Origin of the sequence: Pseudomonas asplenii (assembly GCF_001293465.1) — a bacterium.
Taxonomy (GTDB): domain Bacteria; phylum Pseudomonadota; class Gammaproteobacteria; order Pseudomonadales; family Pseudomonadaceae; genus Aquipseudomonas; species Aquipseudomonas fuscovaginae_B.
Map to the genome: position 1 here is coordinate 77,017 of NZ_JSYZ01000009.1, position 12,356 is coordinate 89,372.

Here is a 12,356-nt window from a genome sequence, read left to right on the forward strand (position 1 = left end):
GTAGGAAAAATGCACCACAGCCCGTTGGCATGCTTATTGAAATCCTCGACGAACAAGGGATGGCCCGACAACCTCGGCCGCCGCCCCTCTTTGCCTGGAGTACGCAATGAACATCGGCGACAAGCTGACCGTAGAAGCCTTCTTCGATCCCAACACCTGGACCATCAGTTACCTGGTGCTGGATCGCGATACCCGCTGCTGTGCGCTGATCGACAGCGTGCTCGACTACGACCCCAAGTCCGGCCGCACCCGCACCGAATCCGCCGACCGCCTGCTGGCACGCATCCGCGAGCTGGATGCGAAAGTGGAGTGGATCCTGGAGACCCACGTGCATGCCGATCACCTGTCGGCGGCGGCTTACCTCAAGCAACAGTTGGGCGCCAAGGTGGCGATCGGCAGCCATATCACCGAAGTGCAACAGGTGTTCGGCGAGCTGTTCAACGAGGGCAGCGCGTTCCGTCGCGACGGCAGCCAGTTCGACGTGCTGCTGGCCGACAATGGCGAGTTCGCCATCGGCCACCTGCGCGCCACCGCCCTGCACACCCCGGGACACACCCCGGCGTGCATGAGCTACCTGATTCATGACGGGGACGAGACCGTCGCCTTCGTCGGCGACACCCTGTTCATGCCCGACTACGGCACCGCCCGCTGCGACTTCCCCGGTGCCGACGCGCGCACCCTGTACCGCTCGATCCAGGGCCTGCTGGCGCTGCCGCCGCAGACCCGGCTGTTCATGTGCCACGACTACCTGCCAGGCGGGCGTGAACTGCAATACATGACCACCGTGGCCGAACAGCGTGCGCGCAATATCCACATCCACGACGGCATCGACGAGGACACCTTCGTCAACATGCGCGAAGCCCGTGACGCCACCCTCGACATGCCGGTGCTGATGCTGCCCTCGGTGCAGGTGAACATGCGCAGCGGCCAGTTGCCCGAGCCGGAAGACAACGGCGTGCGCTACCTGAAAATCCCGCTGAACGCCCTTTGAGCCAGGATCCGACTTCATGAATTCGAACAGCAGCAACGCCCCGGTCCAGCACCAGGTCCTGATCATCGGCGCCGGCGCCGCCGGCATCGCCACCGCCGCCAGCCTGCTGGCCCGTGCCCCCGGCCTGGATATCGCGATCATCGACCCGGCCGACACCCACTATTACCAGCCGGGCTGGACCCTGGTCGGTGCCGGGGTGTTCAGCCCCGAGTCGACCGCCCGCCCACTGGCCTCGCTGATCCCCCGTGGCGTGCAATGGATCAAGGCCGCGGTCAGCGCCTTCGAACCGGACGCCAACTGCGTGGTGCTGGCCGACCAGCGTCGCATCGGCTACCGGCAACTGGTGGTCTGCCCCGGCCTGAAACTGAACTGGGGCGCCATCGACGGCCTGGAGGACACCCTCGGGCGCAACGGCGTGACCTCCAACTACCGCTACGACCTGGCACCCTACACCTGGAAACAGGTGCAGGCGCTCAAGGAAGGTCAGGCGCTGTTCTGCCAGCCACCGATGCCGATCAAGTGCGCCGGGGCGCCGCAGAAGGCGCTGTACCTGTCCTGTGACCACTGGTTGAAAAATGGCCGCCAGGGCCAGGTCAAGGCCAGTTTTCTCAACGCCGGCGCGGTGCTGTTCGGGGTTCCCGACTATGTGCCGGCGCTGATGGAATACATCGACAAGTACGCCGTGGACCTGCAGTTCGGCCATAACCTGATTGCCGTGGACGGCCCGGCCAGACAGGCGACCTTCGCCCGCACCCTGGCGGACGGCAGCCGGGAAACCGTGGTGCGCGCCTTCGACCTGCTGCACGTGGTGCCGCCACAGATCGCTCCGGACTTCATCCGCAGCAGCCCGCTGGCCGATGCCGCCGGCTGGGTCGATGTCGACCCGGCCAGCCTGCGCCATCGCCGGTTCGCCAACATCCACGGCCTGGGTGACGTCACCAACACCAGCAACGCCAAGACCGCCGCGGCGGCGCGCAAGCAGGCACCAGTGGTGGCGAACAACGTGCTGGTGGCCCTGGGACGACTGACCCGCACGGCGGTCTATGACGGTTATGGCTCCTGCCCACTCACCGTTGAGCGCGGCAAGATCGTCCTGGCCGAGTTCACCTACGGCGGCAAGCTGGCGCCGACCTTCGCCCCCTGGCTGCTCGACGGCCGTCGGCCGACCCGCCTGGCCTGGTGGCTGAAGGAACGGCTGCTGCCGCCGCTGTACTGGCGCGGCATGCTCAAGGGCCACGAATGGCTGGCCCGACCGATCCTGCAAGCGGACAAGCCGGCGGTATGAACGAACATCTCTTGCTGGGCAGTGGGTTCGGCATATTGATCGGTGCCATCCTCGCCCTGACCGGTGCCGGGGGTGGCATCCTCGCGGTGCCGCTGCTGGTGTTCGGACTGGGCCTGTCGATGGTCCAGGCTGCGCCCATCGGCCTGCTCGCGGTGGGCCTGGCGGCAGCGATCGGTGCCCTGCTCGGCCTGCGCCAGGGCATCGTGCGTTATCGCGCCGCCGGCTTTATCGCCGGGATCGGCATCCTGCTCACCCCCGTCGGGCTGTGGCTGGCCCATCGACTGCCGAACGAACCGCTGGCGCTGGGCTTCGCCCTGGTGATGGTCTACGCCTGCGCGCGGATCTTCAACAAGGCCCGCCATGAACTCAGGCACGGCCAGCCGGCACCGCGCGCCGAGTTCCTGCCCTGCGTGCTCAACCCGTTGCAGGGCCGCCTGCGCTGGACCCTGCCCTGCGCCCGGGCACTGACCGTCACCGGGATGGTGTCCGGGCTGCTCTCCGGGTTGCTCGGGGTCGGCGGCGGCTTCGTCATCATTCCGGCGCTGACCCGCTACACCAACCTGGACAGCAGGAGCATCGTCGCCACCTCCCTGGCGGTGATCGCCCTGGTGTCCACCGCCAGCGTGGTCACGGCGACGCTCTCGGGCGTGATGCACTGGTCGGTCGGCGCGCCGTTTGCCGGTGGCGCGGTGCTGGGCCTGGTGCTCGGACGCCAGGTTGCCGGTCGCCTGGCCGGGCCACGCCTGCAACAGTTGTTCGCGGTGGTCGGCGTGACAGCCGCACTGCTGCTCGCCAGCCGTGCGCTGGGGTTGTCACTCTAGGCGTTGCAGGCTTCCAGATAACCGCATCCCAACACCTCATGCAGGCGCCGACCGTCGCTTAGCCGGCGGAAGAACCCCGGCGAACGCCACGGCGCGCGGCCATCGACATTCGGTGCGCCACGGCCGGCCAGCACGTCGTCGATCCACACCGTGCGGGTCTCGAAGGAGATCCGCGTCAGCTCGGTGTGATTGGGCACGCCGGCATGGGCGTGAGCGCCGGAGAACGCCAGCAGGCTGCCAGGGTCGATCACCACCGGCACCGCCACTTCATCGTCGATGGATTCCAGCAGGTGGGGAATCGCCTGGTCGGCATTCACCGAGTTGCGGCCGTCACGGTGCGAGCGCTCCAGCACCCGGCTGAGATCGAAGTCGGCGCTGCTGTTGGCCAGGGCCCGCTGCCAGAGCTGTGGATAGATGGCGAAGGTCCGCCCGGCACTGATCGGGTAGATCGGCGCCCACCAGTTGGTCTGGGCGTAGAGGTTCGAACCCCAGGTGTCACGGTGGAAGGCGATGGTCGCCGTGGCGCGGTCACGCGGCGCCGCCTCACCGGGTGGATGCGGCGGCTGGAAGCGCAGGTGCAGGCGGTCGCAGGCGATGCCGCTGGAAGCCAGGCCGAGGCTGTCGAGCACCTGCGCCCAGTGGCGCTGGATGCCGTCGTGCCGATGGAACAGCGTTTGCAGGCGGGTGAAGCACTGCGCCTGCTGCACGTGGTTCAGATGCTGGTGGACCCGGGTTGGTTCGAAGGGGTACAGCACCTCTTCCAGCAAGCCGCGAGCAGCCTCGACCAGCGCCTGCATGGCCGGCAATGCCAGGGCGAACACTTCCCCGGCGTAAATCCGCGAGTGAAACGCTTCAGGCATGGCCGGTGGCTGCAACTGGCTGTACATCCGATAGCGCTCCCCATCAGGCGGATACAAGTTCCCGCACTCTAGAACAGGCGCACGCGGCGGCAACAGGTTCAGTGGCGAAAAAAAACCACCGTACAGCCGGTCACTCGGTGGGCATCTTGCGGAAACCCACCGCCAGGCGGTTCCAGCTGTTGATGGTGTTGATCGCCAGGGTCAGGTTAACCTGCTCGGCCGGCGTGAACTCGGCGTTGAGCAGAGCATAGTCTTCGTCCGGGGCGTGGGTTTCGGATACCCGGGTCAGTGCTTCGGTCCATGCCAGGGCCGCGCGCTCGCGGGCACTGAAGAACGGCGTTTCACGCCAGGCCGAGAGGGTGTACAGGCGCCGCTCGGTTTCACCGGCCTTGCGCGCATCGGCGCTGTGCATGTCCAGGCAGAAGGCGCAGCCGTTGATCTGCGAGGTGCGCATCTTCACCAGTTCCAGCAGGGATTTTTCCAGCGGCAGTTTGTTCACCGCGCCTTCCAGCGCCATCATGGCTTTCATGGCATCCGGGGAAGCGGTGTAGAAGTCGATACGAGGTTGCATGGCAGTTTTCCTCAGGAGGTTGGCGATGGCGCTACGTTAAGCCCAGTGGGCTCCAGACCAAATAGCCAATTCCGGGCAAGATCGGTAAGCCAATCGACCGGTACTGCCATGGGCCGGGACCGCAGGCTAAACTGCGGCCTGACAGGCACCACCCCCTCCCTCCAGCGAGCCCACATGGAACTGCACATCACCCTCGAGGGTCGTCGCGACCTGGCCAGGCAGATCACCGATCAACTGCGCAACGCCATCACCAGCGGAAAACTGGCGGCCGGCACGCAACTGCCACCCACCCGCCTGCTGGCCGAGCAACTGGGGGTGTCACGCAAGACCGTGGCCGATGCCTACGCGCAACTGACCTACGACAACCTGCTGGTCGGCCGGGTCGGCGCCGGGACCTTCGTCAACTCGCATACGCCCCAGGAACGCACCCCGGCCCAGAGCGAGGAGCTGGCCGGTGCGGCAGTGGTACGCCAATGGCGCGAGGCCTCGGTACCGCTGCATCATCCGCTTGGCACCCTGCGCTACGACTACCTCGGCGGGGCCACCAGCAAGCACCAGTTCCCCCATGACGAATGGCGTCGCTGCGTGCTCTTCGCCCTGCGCCAGACCGCCCAGGCCCGTGGCCTGTACAGCCAGCCGGAGGGCATCCCGATGCTGCGCGAGGCGGTGGCCCGGCATATCGGCTTTGCTCGCGGCGTGCGCTGCAACGCCACCGACCTCTTGATAACCAATGGTGCCCAGCAGGCCCTGGACCTGGTCGCGCGGGTGCTGGTGGAGCCCGGCTGCACCGTCGCCGTCGAGGACCCCGGCTACCCGCCGGCGCGATTGCTGTTCGCCGCCCAGGGCGCGCGGGTGGTCGGCGTACCGGTGGATGCGCAGGGCATCCGGGTCGACCGGATTCCCGAGGGCACACGGCTGATCTACGTGACCCCGGCGCACCAGTTCCCCCTCGGCATGCCGATGAGCCTGGAGCGGCGTCAGGCCCTGCTGGAACGGGCGAGGGAACTGGGCGCGATCGTCATCGAGGACGACTACGACTGCGAATTCCGCTACGAAGGACGGCCCACCGACTGCCTGCAGAGCCTCGACCGGCATGGCCTGGTGGCCTATGTCGGGACCTTCTCCAAGACCCTGCTGCCGGAGCTGCGCCTGGGCTACCTGGTGGCGCCGCCGGGGTTGCTCAAGGCATTGATCTCGGCCAAGCAGCTGACCGACTGGCACACCGCGACCCTGGCCCAGTGGGCCCTGGCCAAGTTCATCAACGATGGCTGCCTGGTCAAGCATATCCGCCGCTGCCACCAGGCCTACGCCAGCCGCCGCGAGAAGCTGATCGAACGGCTGGACGGCGACCTGTCGCCCTGGTTCGAACGCATCCACTCCACCGCCGGCTACCATATGGCGGTCCTCGATCGCGGCACGGTGGACATCGCGCAACTGATCGAGCTGGCGAAACGCTTCGAGGTCGGCCTCTACCCCCTGGCGCCCTTCTACCACAGCACGCCGCCACGCACCGGCCTGCTGATGGGCTACGGCTCGATCGAGACCCTGGACATCCAGCCGTCCCTGGACCGGGTACTCGGACTGCTTCGCCAACTATGCTCTGAGAATTGAAAACGGCTATGCAGGTGGCGCTCCAGCTACAGCCGGAGCAATAACCTGATGGATCACCTCACTCAGCCGGTTTCGGAAGAGATTGAAGCTATCCATCGCGATCCGGTGAGGGTCCACTTCACCATTACGTATCGCATCATTGATATCAGCGGCCGACGATAAACCGTTGCGCACCCGTTCAAGCTGAGATTTGAGCGAATCTGGAGAGTCATCATTACCCGATGCCTGTTCCAGCGCCGCGCAATGCTGATAGTTAGGTTCTCGAAATGCGCATAACAACCAGGCTTCCGACTTGGGCTTGGGCAACATAGGAACACCCAGTGATGAGCCACCCGCTTCAAAACCCTTGATCATGGATTGCCATTTTGCCGACCACTCTCCTCGATCTGAAGACTGCGTACCATCAGCATCTCGAAACAAAACCGGGACGACCACGTCACTGCTTTCCTGAGCCAGAGCAACAGCCTTGAGTGCAAGCCGCCGAGCATTTTCGTAGTAATAGCCCGTCTCTTTGGATTTACCCTTGCCTGGCGCCGAGAACCGGCGACCATGATGCTTGGGCTCCACGGCAACCAGTTGAGACTTATGGATGAACTGCACACCTTGGTAGTCGAACAATGAATACCCCATCAGTCTCTCGATCAGCAGATCCAGAATCAGACACATCGGCCCTGGGGAAAACTCGAACCCTTCTTCACCGGGAGACTGACGACCTATATCCGATGGCCCTTCTCCACTGACCAGAAGCAACATCCCTACTACCTCGCGACCAAACGCCCGATTTCCTGAGGCAGACGCACCAGATCGGTATCAACAAATACCTCTCCAGGCCCCATGACAGTGAGCTTTTCCGCCACAGAGGGAATGGAAAAGAAAGGGATAGTCCGCGTTCTGCCATCGTCAGTCTTATAGATAAACCGGACCCCTTCGCGGGCAACATCATCTTCGAGATAATTGAGAATCATCGGGCTATGGGTAGTGACCATGACCTGCCGATCAATGCTTACCAGATAATCCAGCAAAAACTCGATCAGTTCCGGATTTATACCGTTCTCTACTTCGTCAAACAGCATGAAACCGTGACTGGACAAAGTTTCGGCCAGTATCGCCATCAAACGCAGCATGCCGTCGTTCATGTGCCGGGCGTGAGTGCTGAATGTTCCAGTGCTGTAGGTTTCCTGTATAGCCAGGGACTTCCAGCCAGAGTTCAAGGACTTGAGCTCAATTGACTGAAGTTTCGGATAGTTTTTCTTCAACATTGTCAGCAGGGAGTCCAGTTCGCTGGGCGCCAACTGATGGATGAACGCGGAAAGTTTCTCTCCAGCAAATCCCAGGTCGCCGTCGCTTCCTCGTGCCTGTTTGCGCAGATACTGGGGAGACAACGCATCCAGAGAGGTGATGGTAGAAACGAACTTCTTGAGCTTCAGGATTGCCGGCGGCAAGCTGGTCTCCTTCAGAGCGGAAAGGACCGACCCCTGGTATTCGAAATTGATCGACCCACTGCTACCAGTCGCTGTATTGCCCTTTTTCTCGTGGGTAGACAAGCGCCCATCCTCAACCAAGAGAAGGTTTTCATCGATTTGCCATAACTCTTCTGTGCAGCGTAGAAAGGTGCGGTTAAAACTTGCTTTCCACAGCGCACGTTCACCATCGACTTCAAAAACGACCTCAAATTTTATGTTGCTACTCTTGCTCAACTTGGATTTCAGGTCGATCGGTTTCCACTCGCGCTTTTTCAGCCAGCCGGATAAGTCTCCCTTGATTTGTTGAGAGAGGAAATCCAGTGCCTGCAGGATCGTTGACTTTCCAGCACCGTTCAGCCCGATCAAGCAAGTGAAATTCGCCAAATGCATCTCAAAGCCGACAAGGGATTTGAAATTATCTATCTTGAACTCACAGAGGCGTATGCCCTCTTCCGCTGGCTGCCCGATCCGGGATCGTTCACCACCGATTTCGCGCTTACCCATCATGATTGTTCCTTGATCTGATATCGCAGCAAAAAGGGAACCAATATAGGTCAGCATGGCTGACCACTCAAGTTGCAGGGCTTTCGCAAGACAGCCGCTCCTGGCAATAGCTGACACGGCGCAATTGCCAGCGCCGGGTGCACACCGCTAGAATGCGATCAATTCTTAATTACATTCATGCAGGATGCCGCCCTGCGAGCAGTCGGTGCCATGTCGTCAGCCCCTCACCCGCATATTCATACGCTCTACAGCGAGCATCACGGCTGGCTGCATGGCTGGCTCCAGCGCAAGCTGGGTAACAGCTGCGATGCCGCGGACCTGGCCCACGACACCTTCCTGCGCCTGCTCAGCCGCCCTGCCGCACGCTCGCTGGGCAGCGAGCCGCGGGCCCTGCTGACGCACATCGCCAAGGGCCTGGTGATCGATCGCTGGCGCCGCCAGGAAGTCGAGCGGGCCTATCTGGAGACCATCGCCCACCTGCCAACCCAGGAGGTGCCCTCGCCGGAAACCCGCCTGCTGATCCTCGAAACCCTGTGGCGGATCGAGGCACTGCTGCGGGAAATGCCGCGCAAGACCCGTGAGGCGTTCCTGCTGTCGCAGATCGAGGGCCTGACCTACGGACAGATCGCCGAGCGCCTGGGCGTCTCGCTGATCAGCGTCAAGCGCTACATGCGCGATGCGTTCATCGCCTGCCTGAGCGTCGCCTGATGAGCCAGGCGCCGATCAACCCGCATATCCTCGGCGAGGCGGCCGACTGGCTGGTGCAGTTGCACTCCGGTACGGCGACGGCGGCCGATCGCCTGGCCATCGAACAGTGGCGCCAGCGCAGTGCCGAGCATGCCCAGGCCTGGCAACGGGCCGAGGCGGTACTGGGCGACTTTCGCAACGTGCCGGCCGGGATCGTCAGGGACACCCTCAAGCGCGTCGAGCGCCAGCAGGGCCTTGGTCGTCGCCAGGTGCTGAACCGCATCGGCCTGTTACTGCTGGCCGCCCCCATCGGCGTGGCCTGGCAACGTGGCACTTGGGAGCAGTGGACCGCCGACCAGCGCACCGCCGTCGGCGAGCAGAAAACCCTGACCCTGGCCGATGGCAGCCAGGTGCTGCTCAATACCGACAGTTCACTGGATATCGCCTTCAGCAGCCAGGAACGTCGGCTGATCCTGCTGAGCGGCGAGATCCTGGTCAGCACCGCCCGCGACCCGGCGCCCACCCATCGCCCCTTCATCGTCGAGACCCCGCAGGGAACCGCGCGGGCACTGGGCACCCGTTTCAACGTCAGGATCGACGGGCAGCGCAGCGAGGTTGCGGTGCTCGAAGGAGCGGTGGAATTGAAGACCCAGGTCGGCGGGCCCGGTTCGACGTTGCAGGTCGGGCAACGGGCAGGCCTGCAGCACAGCCGTATCGAACCGCTGGAGAACTTCGATATCGCCAGCCTCACCTGGGACCGCGGCATGCTGCTGGCGCGCAACATGCGCCTGGCGCAGGTGCTGCAGGAACTGGGGCGTTACCGGCCAGGCGTATTGCGCTGCCAGTCGGCGGTGGCCGAGTTGCGGGTATCCGGGGCATTTTCGCTGAAGGACACCGATTCGAGCCTGCAATTGCTGCAGAACACCCTGCCCTTGAAGGTCAGCCGGTTGACCCGGTACTGGGTGTCGGTCGAGGGCCGGGCCTGATCTGTAGAGTCCCTTCGCGGACAGAACACCGCTCCTCCCCAGAAAAAATCTCCCCTGAACTGATACCTTTTCCACTCTCGTCCGGTGTGTGGATAACCCCTTGCGTTTCCACGCTTCCGACAGGACTGTTCGATGACCTCCAGGCACCACCCGCTGACACCCCGCCTGCCGCTGCAGGCGCTGACCCTGGCCCTCGGCCTGACGCTCGGTGTCACCCTGCCCTCCGCCAGCCACGCCGCTGAAGTCGCCGCCGAAAATACCGTGCGCCCCTACGCCATCGCCCCCGGCCCACTGCACCAGGTGCTGGCGCAGTTCGCCGTCAGCGCCGGCGTGCCGCTGTCGTTCGACCCGGCGCTGCTGGGCAACCGCCAGAGCCCCGGACTCAACGGCAGCTACGGCGTGCTCGAAGGCTTCCAGCACCTGCTGCAAGGCAGCGGCTTCGATCTGATCAGCAGCGGCGGCAACGGCTACACCCTCGCTCCCCATGTCGAGGCCAATGGCGCCCTGGAACTGGGGGCGACCAACATCAGCGGCCAGTCCGCCGAAGACGCCGATATCTACAGCGGTGGCCAGGTGGCCCGCAGCGCCCGCCTGGGGATGCTCGGCACCCAGTCGGTGCAGGACGTGCCCTTCAGCGTCACCAGCTACACCGCGCAGACCCTGCGTGACCAACAGGCACAGACCGTCGGCGATGTGCTGCTCAACGACGCCTCGGTGCGTCAGTCCGCAGGCTTCGGCAACTTCTCCCAGGTGTTCATGATCCGCGGCCTGCCGCTCAACGGCGACGATATCTCCTATAACGGCCTGTACGGCGTTCTGCCCCGGCAGATCATCGCCACCGAAGCGCTGGAACGGGTCGAACTGTTCAAGGGCCCGAACGCTTTCATCAATGGCGTCACCCCCGGAGGTAGCGGTATCGGCGGCGGGGTCAACCTGCAGCCCAAACGCGCCGGGGACACCCCGACCCGCAGCGTCACCCTCGATGCCGGCGGCTCGGGGCGTGCCGGTGCGCATGTCGACCTGGGCCAGCGCTTCGGTGAGGACAACCGTTTCGGCGCACGCCTGAACCTGTTGCAACGCGAGGGCGATTCCGGGATCGACGACGAAGACCGACGCTCGACCCTCGCCACCCTCGGCCTGGACTATCGCGGCGAACGCCTGCGGCTGTCGGCGGATATCGGCTACCAGAAGCAGGTGATCAATCAGGGCCGGCCGGTGATCTACCTCGACTCCAGCCTGAACAAGGTACCCCACGCGCCGTCGGCCAAGGACAACTACGCCCAGTCCTGGAGTTATTCACAATTGGAAGACACCTTCGGCATGGCCCGTGCCGAATATGACTTCAACGACAACTGGACCGGCTACGTCGCCGGTGGCGCCAAGTACACCCGGGAGAACGGCGTGTACTCCTCGCTGACCCTCACCGACACCGCCGGCAACGCCCGCGGCGGTATGCTCTACGCGCCCCACACCGAGGACAACCGGAGCCTGATGGCCGGGCTCAACGGCCGCGTGCAGACCGGCCCGGTCAGTCATCAACTGAGCTTCGGCCTGGCCGGGATGTGGGGTGAACAACGCTCGGCCTATGAGAACATCGCCAGCGCCGGGCGCTACTACAACAACATCTACGATGCGGTGCCGCGTCCACGGCCGGTGGCGACCTCATTCGGCAGCGACATCCACGATCCGCGGGTGGTCGGCAGGAACCAGATCCGCAGCACGGCGGTGGCCGACACCCTGGGTTTTCTCGATGACCGCGTGCTGTTGACCGTCGGGGCGCGCCGCCAGTCCATCGTGGTCAATGGCTGGAACACCGTCACCGGCGTGCATAACGCCAGCTACGACGAGTCGATCACGACACCGGTCTATGGGCTGGTGATCAAACCCTGGGAACATGTGTCGTTCTACGCCAACCGTATCGAAGGCCTGGCCAAGGGGCCGTCAGCCCCCACTACCGCGATCAACAGCACCGAGACCTTTGCGCCGGTGCGCAGCAAACAGGTCGAGGCAGGTGTGCGCCTGGACATGGACAGCTACGGTGGCAGCCTCGGCGTCTATCGCATCGAACAGCCGTCCAGCTACACCGGTTCCGACCGGATCTTCCGGGTCGAGGGTGAGCAGATCAACAAGGGCGTCGAACTGAACCTGTTCGGCGAACCGCTGCCGGGCCTGCGCCTGCTGGGCGGTGCAACGGTGATGAAAACCGAGCTGACCGGCACCCTCAACGGCACCAACGATGGCAACCGCGCGATCGGCGTGCCGAGCTTCCAGTTCAACCTGGGCGCCGACTGGGACGTACCGGGTATCGAGGGCGCGGCTCTGAGCGCACGGATGCTGCGCACCGGCGGGCAGTATGCGAACGCCAGCAACACACTGAGCCTGCCGAGCTGGAACCGTTTCGACCTGGGCTCGCGCTATCGCTTCAAGCTGGATGAGAAGGAAGTCACCCTGCGGGCCAACCTGGAGAACGTGGCCAATACCGCCTACTGGGCTTCGGCCAACGGCGGGTACCTGACCCAGGGGACGCCGCGAACCCTGAAAGTCTCGGCGACGGTGGATTTCTGATCGACCGCGGCG

Annotated in this window: 11 protein-coding genes; 7 read left to right on the top strand and 4 right to left on the bottom strand. The window is 64.1% G+C overall.

What is annotated here, in order from left to right; all coding sequences use genetic code 11:
• Positions 1–106: 106 nt before the first annotated feature.
• The 3 genes from PF66_RS12315 to PF66_RS12325 are packed head-to-tail and all read left to right on the top strand — an operon-like array spanning position 107 to position 3,097.
• Positions 107–991 (top strand): MBL fold metallo-hydrolase, encoded by an 885-nt coding sequence (locus PF66_RS12315; protein WP_054060249.1) that lies wholly within the window; start codon positions 107–109, stop codon positions 989–991.
• A 16-nt stretch (positions 992–1,007) separates the two neighbouring features.
• The gene (locus tag PF66_RS12320; protein WP_054062845.1) at positions 1,008–2,276 is read left to right on the top strand and encodes an NAD(P)/FAD-dependent oxidoreductase; all 1,269 of its coding nucleotides are present in this window, start codon (positions 1,008–1,010) and stop codon (positions 2,274–2,276) included.
• Positions 2,273–3,097, top strand: coding sequence for a sulfite exporter TauE/SafE family protein (locus PF66_RS12325; protein ID WP_054062846.1), 825 nt, complete (start codon positions 2,273–2,275; stop codon positions 3,095–3,097). Before PF66_RS12320 ends, PF66_RS12325 begins: the two co-directional genes overlap by 4 nt.
• Here PF66_RS12325 and PF66_RS12330 read toward each other — a convergent pair.
• Both PF66_RS12330 and PF66_RS12335 read right to left on the bottom strand, forming a co-directional pair.
• Positions 3,094–3,984 carry a hypothetical protein gene (locus PF66_RS12330; RefSeq protein ID WP_054062847.1) on the bottom strand — a complete coding sequence of 297 codons (891 nt, stop codon included), beginning with the start codon at positions 3,982–3,984 and terminating at the stop codon, positions 3,094–3,096. The two genes, PF66_RS12325 and PF66_RS12330, sit on opposite strands and share 4 nt — an antisense overlap.
• 103 nt (positions 3,985–4,087) lie before the next feature.
• Positions 4,088–4,528, bottom strand: coding sequence for a carboxymuconolactone decarboxylase family protein (locus tag PF66_RS12335; RefSeq protein ID WP_054062848.1), 441 nt, complete (start codon positions 4,526–4,528; stop codon positions 4,088–4,090).
• 174 nt (positions 4,529–4,702) lie between these two features.
• Here PF66_RS12335 and PF66_RS12340 point away from each other — a divergent pair, with 174 nt between their 5' ends.
• Complete coding sequence (locus tag PF66_RS12340; RefSeq protein WP_054056566.1) at positions 4,703–6,139, top strand: PLP-dependent aminotransferase family protein; 1,437 nt, start codon at positions 4,703–4,705, stop codon at positions 6,137–6,139.
• 6 nt (positions 6,140–6,145) lie between these two features.
• Here PF66_RS12340 and PF66_RS12345 read toward each other — a convergent pair whose 3' ends face one another.
• The gene (locus PF66_RS12345; protein ID WP_054056565.1) at positions 6,146–6,892 is read right to left on the bottom strand and encodes a hypothetical protein; all 747 of its coding nucleotides are present in this window, start codon (positions 6,890–6,892) and stop codon (positions 6,146–6,148) included.
• Between the two features lie 5 nt (positions 6,893–6,897).
• Positions 6,898–8,163: an AAA family ATPase gene (locus tag PF66_RS12350; protein ID WP_239687883.1), complete on the bottom strand. Its 1,266-nt coding sequence runs from the start codon at positions 8,161–8,163 to the stop codon at positions 6,898–6,900.
• A gap of 153 nt (positions 8,164–8,316) precedes the next feature.
• Between PF66_RS12350 and PF66_RS12355 the strand changes: the two genes are divergently transcribed.
• The 3 genes from PF66_RS12355 (at position 8,317) to PF66_RS12365 (ending at position 12,344) form a co-directional block, all read left to right on the top strand.
• The gene (locus tag PF66_RS12355) at positions 8,317–8,814 is read left to right on the top strand and encodes a sigma-70 family RNA polymerase sigma factor (protein WP_054056571.1); all 498 of its coding nucleotides are present in this window, start codon (positions 8,317–8,319) and stop codon (positions 8,812–8,814) included.
• The gene (locus PF66_RS12360) at positions 8,814–9,779 is read left to right on the top strand and encodes a FecR domain-containing protein (protein WP_054062849.1); all 966 of its coding nucleotides are present in this window, start codon (positions 8,814–8,816) and stop codon (positions 9,777–9,779) included. The genes PF66_RS12355 and PF66_RS12360 overlap by 1 nt, the downstream gene beginning before the upstream one ends.
• 132 nt (positions 9,780–9,911) lie before the next feature.
• Positions 9,912–12,344 (top strand): TonB-dependent receptor, encoded by a 2,433-nt coding sequence (locus PF66_RS12365; protein WP_054056562.1) that lies wholly within the window; start codon positions 9,912–9,914, stop codon positions 12,342–12,344.
• Positions 12,345–12,356: the final 12 nt, after the last annotated feature.

What these genes read in the sequence shown, in the direction of transcription:
- PF66_RS12315 (WP_054060249.1), top strand. Translation starts at nt 107, where the DNA reads ATGAACATCGGCGACAAGCTGACCGTAGAAGCCTTCTTCGATCCCAAC.
- PF66_RS12320 (WP_054062845.1), top strand. Translation starts at nt 1,008, where the DNA reads ATGAATTCGAACAGCAGCAACGCCCCGGTCCAGCACCAGGTCCTGATC.
- PF66_RS12325 (WP_054062846.1), top strand. Translation starts at nt 2,273, where the DNA reads ATGAACGAACATCTCTTGCTGGGCAGTGGGTTCGGCATATTGATCGGT.
- PF66_RS12330 (WP_054062847.1), bottom strand. Translation starts at nt 3,984, where the DNA reads ATGTACAGCCAGTTGCAGCCACCGGCCATGCCTGAAGCGTTTCACTCG.
- PF66_RS12335 (WP_054062848.1), bottom strand. Translation starts at nt 4,528, where the DNA reads ATGCAACCTCGTATCGACTTCTACACCGCTTCCCCGGATGCCATGAAA.
- PF66_RS12340 (WP_054056566.1), top strand. Translation starts at nt 4,703, where the DNA reads ATGGAACTGCACATCACCCTCGAGGGTCGTCGCGACCTGGCCAGGCAG.
- PF66_RS12345 (WP_054056565.1), bottom strand. Translation starts at nt 6,892, where the DNA reads ATGTTGCTTCTGGTCAGTGGAGAAGGGCCATCGGATATAGGTCGTCAG.
- PF66_RS12350 (WP_239687883.1), bottom strand. Translation starts at nt 8,163, where the DNA reads ATGCTGACCTATATTGGTTCCCTTTTTGCTGCGATATCAGATCAAGGA.
- PF66_RS12355 (WP_054056571.1), top strand. Translation starts at nt 8,317, where the DNA reads ATGTCGTCAGCCCCTCACCCGCATATTCATACGCTCTACAGCGAGCAT.
- PF66_RS12360 (WP_054062849.1), top strand. Translation starts at nt 8,814, where the DNA reads ATGAGCCAGGCGCCGATCAACCCGCATATCCTCGGCGAGGCGGCCGAC.
- PF66_RS12365 (WP_054056562.1), top strand. Translation starts at nt 9,912, where the DNA reads ATGACCTCCAGGCACCACCCGCTGACACCCCGCCTGCCGCTGCAGGCG.